The organism is Nonomuraea sp. NPDC049607 (assembly GCF_040675375.1).
GTDB lineage: Bacteria > Actinomycetota > Actinomycetes > Streptosporangiales > Streptosporangiaceae > Nonomuraea.
Map to the genome: position 1 here is coordinate 1 of NZ_JBFAOV010000042.1, position 17,105 is coordinate 17,105.

Genomic DNA, 17,105 nt, shown 5'->3' on the forward strand with positions numbered 1-17,105 from the left:
ATCGAGGTGCCCTGGACGTGGACGAAGAACTGGGAGAAGAAGAACGACGACCCCGTCAGCGCGAACCCGACCACGACCATCGCCGTGTTGGACACGGTGAACAGCCGCTGACGGAACAGCCGCAGCGGCAGCATCGGCGTCGACACCCGGCCCTCGACCACGACGAACGCGGCCAGGAGCGCCAGCCCGGCGGCGAAGCTGCCCAGGATCACCGGCGAGGTCCAGCCTCGGGAACCGCCCTCGATCAGGCCGTAGGTGAAGGCGCCCACGCCCGCGACGGACAGGACCGTGCCGGGGACGTCGATCGGCGGCGCGCCCGCGTTGCGGGACTCCTCCAGCACGCGCAGCCCGGCCAGCAGCAGGACCACCCCGATGGGCACGTTGACCAGGAAGATGGCGGGCCAGCCGAAGGACTCCACCAAGAACCCGCCCGCCAGCGGCCCGGCGGCCAGGCCGATGCCGCTGAACCCGGCCCACAACCCGATCGCCCTGACACGCTCCCCCGGCGCGGGATGGGCGGCGGTGAGCAGCGCCAGCGAGGCGGGGCTCAGCGCCGCGGCCCCGACCCCCTGCAACACCCGCCCGGCGATCAGCCAGCCGATCGAGGGCGCCAGCGCACACACCACCGACGCGGCCGTGAACACCACCACCCCGGCCAGGAACACCCGCCTGCGGCCGAACCGGTCGGCGAACACCCCGCCCGACAGCAGCAGCATGGCCACCAGCAGCACGTAGGCGTCGACGATCCACTGCAGCCCGGTCAGCCCGGTATGGAGCCGCTGCTGCATGTCCGGCAGGGCGGCGCCGACGATCGTGTTGTCGAGCAGCACCATGAACTGACCCGCACAGGTCAGGGCGAGCAACCTCTTCACGCAAAACCTTCCTCAGAGCAATTGATCACCAGTACCGGGACGGACGCGCCGCCGCTGTCGGCCGCCTCCGTCGCCGCCCGGACGTACGCGTCGAACCTGCCCTCCGGCGGCGGCCGGGTCAGGCGCGGCCGGCCGTCAGGGAGTGCCGAACCAGTGCGACAGCGCTTCTCGCAGCGCGGTCGCGGCGGTGCCGTCGGGTTCGCCGACCGCCGCGGCCCAGGCGATGTGGGCGTCCGGGCGGATCAGCAGGACGTCGGCCGGACGCTCGTCGGTCTTGGCGGTCCGCACGTCCACGCGATCCCCCCACTGCGAGGTGAGCTCGCGAAGCTCCGGGCGGCCGGCGAGGTCGAGCAGGACGGGCCGGGCGGCGTGGAGGAGCTCCGCGACGCTGGTGACGCCCTGGTCGGTGTGCAGGACGAGGTCGGGGGCGAAGGTGCCGGCCAGCGGGTGGGGCTCGGTGCCGGGCATCGGGTAGCGGATGTCGGTGCCGGCGACGAGCGCTCCCATGCGGCGCAGCGGCTGCTCGTCGGTGAGCAGCTCGGTGAAGACCTCGCGCAGCGCCTCGGCGGCCGCGTCGCGCCCGCGTCGCAGTGCCACCTGGGCCCGGGTGTGCAGCATGGTACGGGCGCCGGCGAGGTGGCGTTCGCCGTGGTAGGTGTCCAGCAGGTGAGCCGGTGCGCGGCCGTGCAGGTCGGCGGCCAGCTTCCAGGCCAGGTTGACCGCGTCGAGCAGCCCGGCGTTGAGCGCCACTCCGGTGGCGGGGAACAGGTGCGCCGCGTCGCCGGCCAGCAGGATCCGGCCGTCGCGGTAGCGCTCGGCCTGGCGGGCCTTGAAGGTGAACCGCGACAGCCGGGTCGCCTCCGCCACGGGCAGCCGCGCGCCGAGCACGCGGTGGATGCTGTCCTGGAGCTCCGGCACGGTCATGGGGACGTCGTCGTCGTACTCGGTGCTCTCGTCCTCGATCGTGTAGAGGGAGACGGACCTGGAGCCGGGTGCGGAGCCGATGCCGAACAGGCCGTGGTCGGTGCGGGTGAAGCCCGCGCCGATCGTGCCGAAGCCGGGGACGTCGAGGTCGCCGTTGCCGAGCACGGTCACCTCGTCGGGCAGGGTGACCTGGGCCAGCCGGTTGACCTCCGGATAGGTGATGCCGGGGAACGGAACGGCGGCCCGGTCGCGGACGCGGCTGCGCGCGCCGTCGCACCCCACGAGGTAGCGGCCGACCACCTGGTACGGGCCGTCCGGACCCAGCACGTCCACGGTCACCGCCGTGTCGTCCTGGCTGATCCCGGTCACCTCGTGGCCGCGGCGGATCTCGGCGCCGAGCTCGCCGGCGCGGTCGTCGAGCAACTGCTCCAACTGCTGTTGCGGGAGCGGCAGGGCGTGCAGCGGCGGGTCGGCCAGGTGGGTGAAGTCCAGATGCACGCCACCGAACGGGAACCGGGGCGGCGGGACGGGGCCGGTGCAGGCCGCCTCGAAGCGTTCCAGCAGGCCCCGGTAGCGCAGCAGCTCCAGGATCTGCCCGCCGAGGCCGCCGGCCTTGGGGATGTCGCGGCGCCTCGGCTTGCGCTCCAGCACCAGCGGACGTACGCCGGCCAGCCGCAGCTCGGTGGCCAGCATGAGGCCGGCGGGGCCGGCGCCTACGATGATCACATCAGTTTCAGTCACAGGTTTCCTTCGTTGAGGTCGCGGGCCACGGTGGAGGCCGGGGTGTGCAGGATGCCGTCGAAGGCGTCCAGGACGGGGGTGTGCAGGAAAGTGCTCTGCAGCCGGATGCGGTCAGGGCCGGTACCAGCGCCTGCGATCTGTGTGCACGCCGGGCGGAGGCCGGCGATGGAGCAAGGGCCTTCTTCCCGGCCGGCAGGCGAGGCGGGTGTTACGGCACCTATCACACCGCTGTGTGGGCGAGGATCGCCGCAACCAGTTCCTCGTGGGTCTCGGGCGGAAGCGTGTGGCCCATGCCCTCCACGATCATCAGCCGAGCCCCCGGGATCTGCTCGGCGATGATCGCGCCATGCCCCGGCTTGGCCGGCTCGTGGCTGCCCTCGATGACCAGCGTGGGCGCCTTCACCTGATGCAGAACGCCCACCGGCTCGAAGTCCGGCTTGGCCGCGGCCGCGAGCCGGTGGTTGGCCACCGCCGACAGGTCGCGGGCCCGGTCGTAGATCCGCTCCTGCAGCAGTTGCGCCGCGTCCTCCTCGAACGGCAACCCGGTGCCGTGCAGGACCCGCTGCTCGGCGATCATGCCGTCGACGATCGCGCGCCTGCCCGACGGTTGCGGGCCCGCCATCAGCGCCCGGAAGAAGGCCACGAACTCCGGCGACGGCTCCGGCAGGCTGCCTTCCGGCTGCGGCTGCCCCATCAGCGCCCGTACCAGCACCTCGCCCTCGCCCCCGCCGAGCGGCGAGGCGGCGATGACGGTCAGCGAGCGCACCCGCTCCGGCCGCTCCACCGCGATGAGCTGGGCGAGCAGCCCACCCGCCGAGTGCCCGACCAGGTGCGCGCTCCGCAGCCCGTGGGCGTCCATCACGCGGTAGACATCGCCCTTGATGTCGTCCCACGTGTACGGCTCGGCCGCGAAGTCGACGGTGTCCGACATGCCGGTGTCGCGGTGGTCGTACCTGATGACCCGGCGGTCCCCGGCGGTGAGGCGGCCGACGAACTCGTCCGGCCACAGGATGCCCTGCGACATCGAACCCATGATCAGCAGGATGGGAGCGTCGGTCGCGGCGCCGAACTCTTCACTCCAGATGTTGTGCATGTCCTAGAGAATGTCGTCTCCGGCTACGGGCGCCTTCTGTAGAACTACTGGTCGCGCCAGATCCGTACGGGAGGCAGGGCCTGCGCGCGCCGCGCTCACGGCCGCGCGCAACGGAGGCCCTGATCAAAGAGAGAGATCGATCATCCCTGGGGTGTCATGCTCGCGAAGGTGGCGTCGATGATGGCGTCGAGGCGGGCGGGCTCGGGCGTGCGGCCGGTGAGCAGCCAGTGGTGGTAGACCGGGCCGTACAGCAGCTCGACCACGAGTTCGGGGTCGAGGTCGCCGCGGATCTGGCCCTGGCGCTGGGCTAGCTCGATGCGTTCGTTGGCGCGGAGCACCATCGGGCGGATCAGGCGTTCGTGCAGGTCCTGTGCCAGAGCGGCGTCGTGCTGGGCCTCGCCGATCAACGCGCGGTAGTGCAGCCCCACCGGGTCGGCGATGAGGCTGGCGACGGCCGCCCTCATCTGGGCTTTGAGGTCGGCGACGATGTCACCGGTGTCGGGGAAGGGGGCGGCGCCTCCCCACAGTTCCAGCAGGCCGTCCAGCAGCACGGCCGCCTTCGAGGGCCACCACCGGTAGATGGTGTTCTTGCCCACACCGGCGCGGGAGGCGATGCCCTCGATGCTGACCTTGGCGTAGCCGATCTCCTGGCACAACTCCAGCGCGGCCTGGACGACGGCCTTGGCCGACTGCTCGCTGCGGCGCTCGGGATGTCTAGGGGACATGGGCACATTCTAGACACACCCAGCACGGAACGTTCCGTCTCGACTTCGTGTATACCTAGACAGCGAAACGGAACGATCCGTATCGAGTAGCCGTGAAACCCCGTACCCTCCCGATCACCCTCTCCACATCGCCCCACCCGGTCTTGAAGGAGTTTCGACATGCCCCAACCAGAACAGGTCAGCTTCGCCGGTGACGCGGCCAAGCTCGCCGGTCACCTCTTTCTGCCTGATGACGACGCTGCTCCGGTGGCGGGCGTCGTGGTCGCCGGGACGTGGACCAGCGTCAAGGAGCAGATGGCCGACCGGTACGCCGAGCAGTTGGCCCGGCGCGGCTTCGCGGCCCTGTCCTTCGATTTCACCGGGTACGGCGCCTCGGGCGGTGAGCCGCGCGAGGTCGAGTCGCCGGAGCTGAAGGGCCGGGACCTGCGGGCGGCGGCCGATTTCCTGGCCGGGCATCCGGCGGTGGCCGATGGACCGCTGGGCGCGCTGGGGGTGTGCGCCGGCGCGATGTACGTGAGCGCCTTCGCCGCCGAGGATCCCAGGGTGGGCTCGCTCGCTTTGGTGGCACCGTGGCTGCACGACCGCCGCCTCTGCGAGGAGAACTACGGCGGTCCGGAGGGCATCGAGGCGAAGAAGGCAGCGGCGGCCGCGGCGCGGCGCACGTACCAGGAGAGCGGCGAGGTCGTCTACGTGCCGGTGGTCAGCGCCAGCGACCCGGACGCGGCCATGCCCTTCGACATCGACTTCTACCTCAACCCGCGGCGCGGCGGGATCCCGCGGTGGCCCAACCGGTTCGCCGTCATGGCCTGGCCCGGGTGGCTGGACTTCGACGCCGTCGCGCTCGCGCCGAAGGTGAGCGCGCCCGTGCTACTCGTGCACAGCCAGGACGCCGCCATCCCGGACGGCGCCCGCCGCTTCCACGACGGCCTCGCGGGGCCCAGGCACTTCCTGTGGACCGAGGGCACTCAGTTCGACTTCTACGACCAGTCACCCCAGGTCGGCTTCGCCGCGGACGCGGCGGCTGAGCACTTCGCCCGCACGCTGTGAACACCCCGCACTCGCCAATCCCATTCATCGCCCCGACAGGAGCCCATCTCGCCATGACCGAGTCCCTTGAGAGCACCGCGCCGTCCCCGTCCGAGACCAGGATCGAGGTCGTCGAGACCTGCACCCGGATGGCCGTGCATGCGGACCGCCGTGAATGGGCGCTCCTGCGCGACTTGTTCGCCGACCAGGTGCTCCTCGACTACACCAGCCTCAACGGCGGCGACCCGGTCCGGCTCACTCCACAGGAGATCGTCGATGCCTGGTCGGCGGCACTGGGCGGCTACGACGCCACCCAGCATCTGATCGCCAACCACCTGGTACAGATCGACGGGGACCGTGCCGTGTGCACCGCGTCCTTCCAGGCCACCCACCGCCTCGCCACATCTCATGGGGCTCCGCTGTGGACGCTCGGCGGCGACTACCGCTGGGAGCTGGCGCGGACCGGCGGCCGATGGCTGATCACTACGGTGGTGATGACAGCGACCTGGGGCGACGGCAACAAGGACCTGCCCGCACAGGCAGTGGGCGTGAGGACGATCGAGGCTCCAGGCGACGGCAACGTCGAGACGGTGCGGACCTTTCTTCGTCTGCTGGAGGAGAAGGACATCGACTCCTGGATCGAGCTGTGGGCCGACGACGCGGACCACTACTACCCCTTCGGCACCGAGATGTTTCCCTCCCATCTCAAAGGCAAGCAGGCCATCTATGACAACTGGAAGGGAGTGCCGGAGCAGTTTGACAGCCTGCGCTTCCCCCTCCATGAGACCTGGGCTGACCGCGGCTCCGACACCATCATCGCCAGATTCGACTCCGACAACGTCATGAAGGGCGGTGACCAGAAGTATGAGAACACCTACGTGTGCATCTTCAAGTTCAACGCCGAGGGCAAGATCTGCGAGTACCGCGAGTACTTTGACCCGATCGTCACCGGCGTCACCTACCGCCTGGCCGAAGTCAGCTATCACGACAATCGCGACTAGAGAGCCTGTCGAGGGCTGAGACCTGCTGAGTGCGGCCCATCGGCGCGGGGGGCGGTCCCCTACGGCAGACCTGGAGAAGTTCTTCTTCAAGGAACCTCCGGAGCCTACGACTCCTTGGCGTCGGCGAGGGTCTTGTGGACGACGCCGACCGAGACGCCGACTCCGGCGGCGATGGTGCGGATGGATTCCCCGCGCTCGCGGCGGGCGAGGATGGCAGCGCGTTTGTCGTCGTCGACCACCGGGGGGCGGCCGCCGACCCGGCTGCGGCGGCGGGCCGCCTCCAGGCCGTTCTTGGTCTTGCAGACGATGTCGCGGCGTCGGTCTTCTGACAGGGCCAGGGCCAGGTCGAGGATTAGGGAGCGCTCGGTGCGCTCGCCGGCCCCGATGCCCTCCAGGACCTTGACCGCGATGCCGTGCTGGAACAGGTCGTTCAGGACGATGAGCCCTTCCAGGCCCTCCGCGCCCGAAGCTGTCCCCAGCCCCAAAGTAGCGATGAGCTAGATCACGATTGCGGCTCGTGGACTACGGCTCGCTGGCCGGGGCTGGCTGGGAAGGAGATCGGCGAGGGCGGTCCGTATGGCGGCGCGGCTGACGCCGTGGGCGACATAGCGCTCCATGACCCGGACTATAGGGTGCATCAGGTGGACATGACCGATCCCGCCACCCGAGACATCCTCGCCAGCTTCGAACGCGCGCGATCCATGCTGTTCAGGCGCCTTCAGAGCCTGACCGACGCCGAGTACCACTGGGAGCCGGTCAGCGACTGCGTCGGCCTGCGCCCCGGTGACGACGGCGTCTTCCGCGTTGACGCGGTCTTTCCGGAGTCGAGCCCGGATGCGCCGGACCCCGTCACCACGATCGCCTGGCGCGTCTGGCACATCGGCAACCTCTGCCTGCGCGGCTACGTGATCTACCTCTTCGACGACGCCCCCGAGTTCGGCGAGCGCGACGAGTGGCCGGGCACCGCGAAAGAGGGCATCGAGGCGCTCGCCGAGGACTGGGAGCACTTCACCTCCCGCATCGCCGCCCTCGGCGACCAGCGTCTGCTGGCCCCGATCGGCATGGGTCCCGGCGGTTGGGCCGATGAGACCTACCTGAATCTCGCGCTGCACGCCCTGGTCGAGGTCTCGCATCACGGCGGCGAGATCGGCCTGCTGCGCGACCTGTACATACGCCAAGGCGTCTGACAGGGCCTCATCGGGGCAGTGCACACCGCTATGGGCAGGGTGTGGACCCCGACCACCGATACTCCGAAAACAGCGCAGCATCGACCTTCACCTGCCCGGCCATGTAGTCCACCGCCGCCCGCGGCACCTCACCCGCATGTCGCGGGAACCGGGCCTTCCTGCTCGAAGAACTTCAGCATCAGACCGAAGCCGAGCCGCGTCGCCCCGGACTTGTTCGCCAGCAGCGCGAACTCCTCCTCATCCAGCGTCCAGCACTCGATCAGGTCCTCTAACTCCCAGTCACGTCGCATGCCTGCACCCTTTCTCCCGATCTCCAGCGGAGGGTCAGGAGAAACATGGTGTGTAGCCATTCGACTACCAACCGGTACGTCCGAGCTGTGATCGCGACGTAGCGAACTTGAGACACAACTCTCAGCTACATTGCCCCCGCCTCAAGCCGGCTTCCATGACTGCGAGCCACTCGAACCACGATTACGCAGAGCTACTTTGCCCCTGGTGGCGGCGACCCGAGCGCCGGGCCGGATAGGGGGCCTTCACCGGAACAGTTAGCGGAACACCTAATAGGAACACTCTGACCTGGGGCGATTGCCCGGGCGGCGGGTGTTCCGGTGGGGGATCCCCTTACGGAACACCAGTTCATCCCGGCCACGTTCTGGATCTCCCTCGTGCGCGGCTGTGGTCCGCGCCGACGGGCGCCACGCATGTCCGCTGTCTACCGTCACGTTCCGCACGCGCACCCAACTGACACTCACCTCACCTACCTCGGGCGCGGCCCCGGCCCCGGCCCGTAGCGAAGCGGCGAGCGGCCACGTACGTGATGGCTGTCCTAACCACGTACATGGCCGCCCATAAGGGTCCGGTCAGGCGTCGCGGTGGTTGATCGCCAGAGTTGCCGGCAGGAGGGACACCACGACGTAACCCACCAGGACAACGGCGGCCGTTGAGGGACCGAAGGCTCCGGCGTCGGGTACGGCGGCCAGTTGCCTGGCCAGTGACGGAATCGTCAGGGAGCTGATCCAGTCGTTCCACGGAGCCGGGAGGAAGCGCTCGAGCACGGTCGGGGAGAGCGGGAGGACGACCAGCGCGATGAGCGCGCCCGGTGTCGACCGCAGGACCGTGGCCAGGCTCAGCCCCATCACCGCGGCGACGGCTGAGCCGGCGCCGGTGGTCAGCACCTCGGCCAGGGCCGCATGTTCGGCGAAGGAGGCGCCGATCGGACGCCCGGCCACCACGGCCTGTGCGGTGAAGTAGGTGACGAACGCCAGCAGTTGGCCAGCGACAGCGGCCACGGCGGCCACCACGGCGGCCTTGGCCAGAAGGAGCGTCCACCGGCTCCGGATCGTGGTCAGCGTGAGTCTGATCATGCCGGTGGCGTACTCGCCGGAGATGGCGAACATGCCCAGCATGCCGAACAGCACAGGCGGAATGTCGGCGCTGAGGCTGAGGCCCGTGCCGACGGGATCGCCGCTGGGGCCGTTGGTGTCGAAGTAGTGCGAGATCGAGTAGGCGGTGAAGCCGGTGAGCGCAAGGGCCGAGAGCGTGGAGGCCAGGACGTAGTAGGTGGCTCGGAGCGAGCGTAGCTTGAGCCATTCCGATGCGACGAGGTCGATCATTGGGTGATCTCCATGAAGGCCTTCTCCAGTGATGTCCGGCGCGACACCAGTTCGTGAACGGCACAGCCGTTCGCCAGGGCGATGTCGCCGATGGCGGCGGCGGTCAGGCCGGTCACCAGCAATTCCGCTCCGGCGCCGGTGTCTCGCACGGGGCGCGTATCGGCTCCAGCCGCCGCGGGCCCACCGGGCACCGGCTCCTCACCGGCGTCGGTGTCCTGAGCGGGGCGTATGGTTGCGCCGGCCGCTTCGAGTGCCTTGGACAGGCGGGCCGCGTGGGGTGATCGGATCAGTACGCCGCTGTGGAAGCGGGCCAGCAGGTCCGCCGTCGTGGTGTCCTCGATCAGTCGGCCCTGGCCGATGATGATGAGCCGGTCGGCGGTGAGGGACATCTCGGTCATCAGGTGGCTCGACAGCAGGACGGTGCGCCCCTCAGCCGCTAGAGACCTCAGCAGTGTCCTGAGCCAGCGGATGCCGTCGGGGTCGAGGCCGTTGGCCGGCTCGTCGAGGATGAGCACGCCCGGGTCGCCGAGCAGTGCCGCCGCGATGCCGAGGCGCTGGCGCATCCCCTGGGAGAATCCGGCGATCCGCTTGCGTGCCGCGCCGGCCAGGCCGACCTCCTCCAGCACCTCCACGACCCTGCGGCGCCCGATCCCGCCCGCGTACGCCAGCGCCTGGAGGTGAGCGAACGCGCTGCGTCCGCCCTGCACCTCGGCCGCGTCGAGCATGGCGCCGACCTCGCGCATGGGGTCGCGCAGGTCGTGTTTGCGGACGCCGTTGATCAACGCCTTGCCCGACGTGGGCGTGTGGAGGCCGAGGATCATGCGCATGGTGGTGGACTTGCCGGCGCCGTTGTGTCCGAGGAAGCCGGTGACCTGTCCGGGTTTGACGTCGAACGTCAGCTCCGAGACGGCGCGCGTGGAACCGTACACTTTCGTCAGGTTTATGACCTCGATCATTTGCCCACCTTCTGGATCCGCTCGGCCGGGCAGCGCGTGCCCGGCGCGGGCAGTTCCCCCGTGGTCAGGTAAGCGTTGACGTGCCGCCGCAGGCAGGTGTTGGCGGCCCACGCCGCGTGGCCGTCGCCGTGCCACAGGACGCGCGCGGACGGGATCTGCTCGGCCACGTGCGCCTGCCCGCGATAGTTGGTGTTGTTGTCGAGCTCCCCGATCGCGAAGAGGATCGGCGGGGCGTCCTTCACGCGCAACGGGTGCGGTGCCCAGGACGCGCCGCCGCTGCGCCCCCAGCACCGCCCGAGCTCGAAGCGTCCCTCGATCCAACCGAACCTCGGCGCGATCTCGCGAAGTCTGGCCTCGATGCCTTGGAACTCCTCGTATGTCGGCAGCTTCGGCATGAAGTCGTTGCACAAGGAGTCGTCGCTCACGGACGCGCGGCCCTCATCAGGGAGCAGCTCCTCCAGGAAGTCGCCGGCGTCGCCGTCGAGGGCCTTGCGGATGGCGGTGGCAAGCTGGGGCCAGAGTGCCGGATTCATGCCTTTGATCGCGCCGGCGTACAGCTGCCCTTCATGCACCGTCCGTCCGGCCGACGCCGGCAGTGGCCCGCGGCGCACCCTGGCAACGAGCTCGTCCCACGCCTTGCCGGCGTCCCTGCCGTGCAGGGCGCAGTCGGTGCGGCGGGCGCACCAGTCGCGGAAGCGGGTGAGATGGCGCTCCTGTGTGAGCGCGTAGTTGCGTATCCAGGGCTCGAAGTCCTGCTGGGTGTGATCGGCGGTGCCGTCGAAGTACATCCGGCCGATCCGCTGCGGGAACAGCTCCAGGTAGGCCTGGGCGTAGACGGTGCCGTAGGAGTTGCCCGCGTAAATGAGCTTGTCCTGGCCGAGTGCGGCGCGCAGGGCGTCGATGTCGTGGGCCACGTTCCATGCCGTCATCCCGCGCCAGGCTGATTTGGCCATGATGCGGCAGCTCGCCTGATGGGCCGCGTTCTTGGCGGCGTGGGCGTCCCAGTCCTGCTTCGTCCTGGCCAGGAGCAGTCCGAAGGTGGAGGCCCCGGGCTCCGCGCAGCTCACTCTCTTGCGGCTCGCGGGCTCCGACAGGCCGCGCGGATCGATGGCGATGACGTCGAAGCTCCTCTGTAGCTCGTCCAGCAGGTTCGGCAGCTCCGCCGGAGCGTCGGGCTGGCTTTTCCGCCTGAGCATCGACGTGCTGGTGCCTGGCCCTCCGAAGTTGACGATCAGCGGTCCGATGCTCTTGCCCGTCGCGGGCAGTTTGGCCACGTGTACCGAGGTTCTGGGCCCGCCAGGATCGGCCCAGTCGACGGGAACGACCAACTTGGCGCATCGCAGGCCGTCGCCACAGTCCTTCCACGCGAGGTCGTGGGCCTGCGCCGAGGCCAGCGCGATGCCGCCGAGCGGCACGGCGAGACAGGCCACCAGGCACAGGGTGATGAGTCTGCGTCGGTTCATGGCGGCAACGATGCTGTGCGGCGGTGGGTCCGCGCGTCGGAGCCGGATCCGATCTTTGGGATCGGACCAGGGGCATACGGCGCGGGCGTACGTGGGCGGAGTACGACCCTGGTCTGACGGCCCGTGCTCCGATTCGCCCCCGGCCGTTCCTGGATAACGTCGTGTTGTGAATCTGCTCGCCCGACGGCCTCCGCCCTGGCTGCTCATCCTGGCCGACGCCGTGGTCGCGGTGCTGCTCGCGCTGGCGTCTACGGCGAGTCCGCCGGGACTGACCACGAACGCCGTGACGATGGCGCTGTGCTGGCTGCTGGCGGTGCCTGTGGCGGTGCGGCGGGTATGGCCGGAGCCCGCCTACTATGGTGCGCTGCTGATCGGCCTTGCCGTGCTCGCGGTGCAGGCCAACCGGCTGCTGCCGACGATCGTGGTGGCCCTGGCCATCTATCCCGTGGCGACCGGTCGGCCGGTGTGGCGATCGGCGATCGCCCTGGTGTCGGGCCTGCTCGTCAACGGAGGCTCTCTGCTGGTCTCGATGCCGGGCCCAGCACGATATTCGAACGGCTGGCCCGACCCCGTCTTCATCCTCGGTGCGGCCTGGCTGGCCCTCGCAGCGAGCTGGAGTCTCGGCACGGCGGCGCGCACCCGCCGCGAGTTCGCCGCCCGCGAGGCCAGGAGGCAGGCCGAGCAGGCGGCGGCCGACGAACGCCTGCGGATCGCGCGCGAGCTGCACGACGTCGTCGCCCATTCGATGAGCGTGATCACTGTCAAGGCGGGGGTGGCGGCCAAGGTCCTGGACAAACATCCGGAGGAAGGGCGCGAGGCGTTGCGGGTCATTGAGGAGATCGGGCGCGGCTCGCTCACGGAGATGCGCCATATTCTCGGCGTGCTGCGCGCACCCGGCAGCGTGCCCGACAGCACACCGCTCCCCCGGCTCGCCGACCTGCCCTCCTTGGCGCACCGCGCGGCGGAGGCCGGCGTGCAGGTCGATCTGTCGATGATCGGGACCGTGCCCGACAGCATGGCACCGGCCGTTCACCGCATCCTCCAGGAAGCGATCACCAACGTCGTCAAGCACGCCGCTCCCGCCCACTGCCAGGCCGGCGTGTCGGTCACCGATGGGAGGTTGCGGATCTCCGTGGTCGACGACGGGCCTGGGCGGCGGGTGCTGCCGGGGCGGCCGGGTGGACACGGGCTGGCGGGAATGCGCGAACGGGCCCTGCTGTACGGCGGCACCTTCGAGGCCGGCCCGCTTCCGGGAAGGGGGTTCGGCGTGCACGCGTCATGGGAGATCCCTTGACCATCTGGGAGTTCCACCCCTTCTCGACGAGGGGAGAAGGTGCGGCGCCGGACACGTTCCGGCGAGCGCGGGCATGCGCGAACGGCAGGCCATTCGACAGGGCGCCGCAGTGGTACGGACGGCCGGCGTTCCGAGAGAGCGTCGACGTGGTGCGAGCGGTAGGCGCGGATCGGTCATGATGGACGTGATGACGAAGATCACGAGTGTGAGCCGCAGGAAGCGGAGTCGGTGGGTCCGGTCAGGGCGTCCGCGGGCCGGGCCGGGCCCGGTCGGGGTGGGTGCGGCAGGAGGAGGCTCGTGATCCGGGTGCTCGTCGCCGACGATCAGGCGCTCCTGCGTGGCAGTTTCCGCTTGCTGATCGACTCGGAGGACGATCTCACCGTGGTCGGGGAGGCGGGCGACGGGCGGGAGGCGGTGGCGCTCACGCATACGGAGTCACCCGACGTGGTGCTCATGGACGTCAGAATGCCCGAGATGGACGGCATCACCGCGACGGGGCAGATCGCCGGGGACACCCGGGTGCTCATCCTGACCACGTTCGACCTCGATGAGTACGTTTATTCGGCGCTGCGGGCGGGTGCCAGCGGGTTCCTGCTCAAGGACGCGCCTCCGGACGACCTTCTGAAGGCGATCAGGGTGGTGGCGTCGGGTGAGACGCTGCTCGCGCCGACCGTCACCACCCGACTGATCGCGGAGTTCGTACGCCGGCCGGTCCAGCAGCCCTTTCACGGGCTCGACACGTTGACGGACCGGGAGCGCGAGGTGCTCACCCTGGTCGCCCACGGACTGTCCAACGCCGAGCTCAGCGTGCAGCTCCAGGTGAGTCCCGGGACCGTGAAGACGCATATCGGCCGTTTGCTGGCCAAGCTCAACGCCCGCGACCGCGCTCAGCTCGTCATCGCAGCCTACGAGGCCCGCCTGGTCACGCCGCGTTAGCCCACCGCGCGCCGTGACCGCGGGCGGCGTCAGCGCTCCACCACGCCGGCCCGCACACCGGGCTTGCGAGGTAAGCGTCGGGACCAGGATGCTTTGTCGTGACCCGTGAGCCCGGGGGTCTACACCCCCTCCTCGTTCACGCCGCCGTTGTCGGGGAGGTCGGGGATCTCACCGAGCTGCCGCAGTCCCTCGGCCGGCGCGGAGGAGGAGATGGAGTAGCGGCCCAGGACGTTGAGGTGGGCGTGGCCGAGCGGGGACAGCCGGGCGGCGTCCTCGTCGTTCACCGGGACGCCTTGGGAGCGCAACTGGTCAACCGCGGCCGACAGGTACTTCGAGTTCCACAGCGCGACCGCGTTGACGACCAGACCAAGAGCCGCTAGTTGATCTTCTTGTCCCTCACGGTATGCCTTGCGGATCTGGCCGTTGCCGCCGTGGCAGATCTTGCGGGCGAGCCGGTGCCGGGACTCCTGGACAGTGAGTTGCTTGTTCAGCTTGCGCCTGTAGGTGTCGTCGATCGGGTCCAAGATGGACAGCAGGTGGAGGGTCTTGTCGATCCGCCCGTACTCGGCGAATGCCTGCCCGAGTGGGGTGGGCCGCCCGTTGCGGGCGAACATGCGCAGCAGGTCGTAGGCGCGGACCTGGTTGGTGACCAGGGACCCGGCGACCCGGGTCATGTCCGACCACTGGGTGTGGATCTTCTGCCGGTTGATCTTGTTGCGGGTGATCGTCTCCAGCGGCCCGTACGCTGGTGCCGTCCCGTCGGGCACCTCAGCGTGCCAGAACCGCTGGTCGCCCAGGTCGGCGAAGCGTGGCGCGAACCGGTAGCCGAGCATGGAGAAGATGCCAAATACCGTGTCCGAATCGGACGCCTGGTCGGTCGTGACGACCTCGGGCTGCGGCCCGGCGTCGATGTTGATCAGGGTGTCGAGGATGTACAAGGAATCGCGCGGCGTGCCGGGCACGACCATCTGCCCGATCCCCATCACCTGGTCATTGACGGCGTTCAAGAGCGTCAGACCGCGCTTGTACCCAAAATACTTCGGTGAGGGGGCGGCGTTGATCGTCTGGACCGGGACGACGAAGCGCAGCCCATCGACCGAGGCGAGCAGCCCGCCACCCCACAGCTGCACGATCGGCACGCCGCGCTGGGCCTCGATCAGGATCGCGTTCGCCGCGGCGTGCGTCTCGGCCCGCACGTAGTTCTGGTCGACGTGCGAGAGCCGGCCGCGGGTCAGCGCCTCATCCCCGTCCTTGATCACCGGGGTGAGGCCGACGTTGCATGCCTCGCTGATCAGCAGCGCGACCAGCGATCGGGGCAGGTCGTGCATGCGCGTGGAGATGTCGGCCAGGTGCACGTAGGCGTCCAGGAACCCGGTCCAGGAGTGCACCTCCAGCAGCAGCTCGGGCAGGTCGATGCGCGGCAGCATCGCCTGACAGGCCGCACGCAGCCACTTCAGCGACGGGCTCTCACCCAGTGCGCCAAGCTTCTCCACCGACAACCGGGCGTGCCCATCGGCCGGGGTGACCACCCGGACCAGAGCGTCGTCACCGGCCTCTTCGAGCCGGCCGGCCATCTGCTTCCATGCCGCGTCCAGCGCCAGCAGCTTGGCGTCCAGATGCGCCTCGACCGGGTCGGTGAGCGACAGGGAGGCGAGCACGTCCTCGCTGATCGCCTCCCACGCCTTGCCGTCCAGCAGGTGGGCGCGCGGGTCGGCCCACCGCAGCGACGGCGCGGCGAACACGTCCCGCACCTGCAGCGCCCGAAACAGCCCCTCCAGGACACAGACCACATACGCGTCACGGTCCACCGCCCCCTGGGGCAGCTCCGGATTGGCGAACACCGGCCGCTTCCACGCCGCCGTCACCAGGGACGCGTCGATCTCCTTCGGCAGAAGCGGCTTGCGGGAGACGTGCCGACGCGTCAGCTCCGGCAGGGCGCGCACCGCGGCCAGGACCTTGCGGCCGCCCGCCGCCGCGCCCAGCGCCTTCGACTCGCCCAGCAGCTTCAAAAACGGGCGGACGGTGTTGTACTTGTCCACCAGCGCCGCGCGCAACGCTGCCTCGGCCGCCCCGTCGTCGTCGGGAACGAGCTGCTCGACCTGTTCCAGCGCAGCCAGCACCTGCTCCTTGCTCGCCCCGGCCTCCGCGACGACGGCCGTCCACAGCGCCGCGGGGTCCAGGTCGGCGCCCGCCTCGGCGACCAGGTCGAGTTGCTCGACCAGTACCCGGCCCGCCCGCGACAACAGCCGGGAGACTTTCTCCAGCTTCGGCAGCATCGCCAGCCGGTCGCCCGAAGACTTGCGACGCGCCGGCGAGATCAGCCGCGAGGCCATCAGCAGCGCGAACAGATCCAGGGCGTCATCGATCGCCTCGGCCTCCAACGACCGGGTCACCGCCAGCATCGTCGCCGTCTTCCTCGGCTCCTGCAGACGCGCCAGCAGCGGCGCCTTGCTACCCGCCCCGTACTTGGCGAGCGTCTTCACCCGCCGCACCGGCACCTTGTCGATACGCACCCGCCCCAACCGCAACCGGGCGATGTCGTCCACCCGCTGCAGCGCCCGCACCATCTCCGTGCCCGACCGCCTCTTGGGCGCCTGCCGCAGCCGCTCCAGCTCCGACATCCGCGCCCCTGGAGGAACCACCAGCAGCCCCGATAGCTCCCGACGCAACGCCGCATCAGCACGCTCCACCTGACGCGCCACCGTCGCATACAGGCGCTCGTCGGCCTGCTCCCGGACGCTGGCCACCAGGCGTTCCAGCACTGTCACCCCCGGCAGCAGCACCCGGTGCCTGCGCAGCCACGCCACCGACTGATCGAACAGCGCCGTCGGCCCCTCGGCATGCGTCCACGCCCGGCCGTGCAGGAACGTCAGAAACCGCCTCGCCAGGACCCGCCCCTCCCACGACTCGTGATCGTCGAAGTCGTGGTAGCCGTAGGCGTCCCGGATCATCCACGCGTGCTCGTACGCCGTCTTCAGCCGCTCCCCGTACCTCTTGACCTGCGAGGGATCGCCGATTCCCAGCTGCTCGGCCAGATAGTCCACCACCGGCCACGGCACCGCCAGCGGATCCTCCAGGAACAGCCCCTTGTAGCGAACCGTCCCGATCTGGACGGCCACGCCCAGGCGATGCGAGTCCTGGCGCGATTTCGCGATCACATCCCGATCGAACGCGTCCAGGAAGAAGAACTTCTCCAGATCCGACAGCGACGGCAGCGCCTCGAACGCCGTATACGCCCTGACCTGGTCATCAGACAAAAACCCCACAGGCATGG

General features: G+C 69.7%; 15 protein-coding genes. 5 read left to right on the plus strand and 10 right to left on the minus strand.

Annotated elements, in window-relative coordinates:
• The 4 genes from AB0J97_RS44435 to AB0J97_RS44450 form a co-directional block, all read right to left on the minus strand.
• A partial coding sequence (locus AB0J97_RS44435; protein WP_364101305.1) for an MFS transporter occupies window positions 1–872 on the minus strand: 872 nt, incomplete at its 3' end.
• A 135-nt stretch (window positions 873–1,007) separates the two neighbouring features.
• Window positions 1,008–2,537: an FAD-dependent monooxygenase gene (locus AB0J97_RS44440; RefSeq protein WP_364101308.1), complete on the minus strand. Its 1,530-nt coding sequence runs from the start codon at window positions 2,535–2,537 to the stop codon at window positions 1,008–1,010.
• Between the two features lie 220 nt (window positions 2,538–2,757).
• Complete coding sequence (locus tag AB0J97_RS44445; RefSeq protein WP_364101311.1) at window positions 2,758–3,630, minus strand: alpha/beta fold hydrolase; 873 nt, start codon at window positions 3,628–3,630, stop codon at window positions 2,758–2,760.
• Window positions 3,631–3,770: 140 nt separating this feature from the next.
• On the minus strand, window positions 3,771–4,355 hold the full coding sequence (locus AB0J97_RS44450) for a TetR/AcrR family transcriptional regulator (protein WP_364101314.1): 585 nt from the start codon (window positions 4,353–4,355) through the stop codon (window positions 3,771–3,773).
• A gap of 159 nt (window positions 4,356–4,514) precedes the next feature.
• On the opposite strand from AB0J97_RS44450, the gene AB0J97_RS44455 reads away from it, so the two are divergent.
• Together AB0J97_RS44455 and AB0J97_RS44460 are read left to right on the plus strand one after the other, a co-directional pair.
• The gene (locus tag AB0J97_RS44455; RefSeq protein ID WP_364101317.1) at window positions 4,515–5,402 is read left to right on the plus strand and encodes an alpha/beta fold hydrolase; all 888 of its coding nucleotides are present in this window, start codon (window positions 4,515–4,517) and stop codon (window positions 5,400–5,402) included.
• Window positions 5,399–6,382: a nuclear transport factor 2 family protein gene (locus AB0J97_RS44460; RefSeq protein ID WP_364101320.1), complete on the plus strand. Its 984-nt coding sequence runs from the start codon at window positions 5,399–5,401 to the stop codon at window positions 6,380–6,382. Before AB0J97_RS44455 ends, AB0J97_RS44460 begins: the two co-directional genes overlap by 4 nt.
• 104 nt (window positions 6,383–6,486) lie before the next feature.
• On the opposite strand, the gene AB0J97_RS44465 is transcribed toward AB0J97_RS44460, so the two are convergent.
• Window positions 6,487–6,867, minus strand: a complete 381-nt coding sequence (locus tag AB0J97_RS44465; RefSeq protein ID WP_364101323.1) for a helix-turn-helix domain containing protein — start codon at window positions 6,865–6,867, stop codon at window positions 6,487–6,489.
• Between the two features lie 162 nt (window positions 6,868–7,029).
• Between AB0J97_RS44465 and AB0J97_RS44470 the strand changes: the two genes are divergently transcribed.
• The gene (locus AB0J97_RS44470) at window positions 7,030–7,569 is read left to right on the plus strand and encodes a DinB family protein (protein ID WP_364101514.1); all 540 of its coding nucleotides are present in this window, start codon (window positions 7,030–7,032) and stop codon (window positions 7,567–7,569) included.
• A 128-nt stretch (window positions 7,570–7,697) separates the two neighbouring features.
• Here AB0J97_RS44470 and AB0J97_RS44475 read toward each other — a convergent pair whose 3' ends face one another.
• The 4 genes from AB0J97_RS44475 to AB0J97_RS44490 form a co-directional block, all read right to left on the minus strand.
• Entirely contained in the window at window positions 7,698–7,859 is a 162-nt protein-coding gene (locus AB0J97_RS44475; RefSeq protein WP_364101326.1) for a hypothetical protein, read from the minus strand.
• Between the two features lie 570 nt (window positions 7,860–8,429).
• Window positions 8,430–9,182, minus strand: coding sequence for an ABC transporter permease (locus AB0J97_RS44480; protein ID WP_364101329.1), 753 nt, complete (start codon window positions 9,180–9,182; stop codon window positions 8,430–8,432).
• Window positions 9,179–10,138 carry an ATP-binding cassette domain-containing protein gene (locus AB0J97_RS44485; protein WP_364101332.1) on the minus strand — a complete coding sequence of 320 codons (960 nt, stop codon included), beginning with the start codon at window positions 10,136–10,138 and terminating at the stop codon, window positions 9,179–9,181. The genes AB0J97_RS44480 and AB0J97_RS44485 overlap by 4 nt, the downstream gene beginning before the upstream one ends.
• Entirely contained in the window at window positions 10,135–11,601 is a 1,467-nt protein-coding gene (locus AB0J97_RS44490) for an alpha/beta hydrolase (RefSeq protein WP_364101335.1), read from the minus strand. Before AB0J97_RS44490 ends, AB0J97_RS44485 begins: the two co-directional genes overlap by 4 nt.
• Window positions 11,602–11,767: 166 nt before the next feature.
• Here AB0J97_RS44490 and AB0J97_RS44495 point away from each other — a divergent pair, with 166 nt between their 5' ends.
• Both AB0J97_RS44495 and AB0J97_RS44500 read left to right on the plus strand, forming a co-directional pair.
• Entirely contained in the window at window positions 11,768–12,895 is a 1,128-nt protein-coding gene (locus tag AB0J97_RS44495; RefSeq protein WP_364101338.1) for a sensor histidine kinase, read from the plus strand.
• 297 nt (window positions 12,896–13,192) lie between these two features.
• The gene (locus AB0J97_RS44500; RefSeq protein ID WP_364101341.1) at window positions 13,193–13,831 is read left to right on the plus strand and encodes a response regulator transcription factor; all 639 of its coding nucleotides are present in this window, start codon (window positions 13,193–13,195) and stop codon (window positions 13,829–13,831) included.
• Between the two features lie 119 nt (window positions 13,832–13,950).
• Here AB0J97_RS44500 and AB0J97_RS44505 read toward each other — a convergent pair whose 3' ends face one another.
• On the minus strand, window positions 13,951–17,103 hold the full coding sequence (locus AB0J97_RS44505; protein WP_364101344.1) for a Tn3 family transposase: 3,153 nt from the start codon (window positions 17,101–17,103) through the stop codon (window positions 13,951–13,953).
• Window positions 17,104–17,105 lie beyond the last annotated feature (2 nt).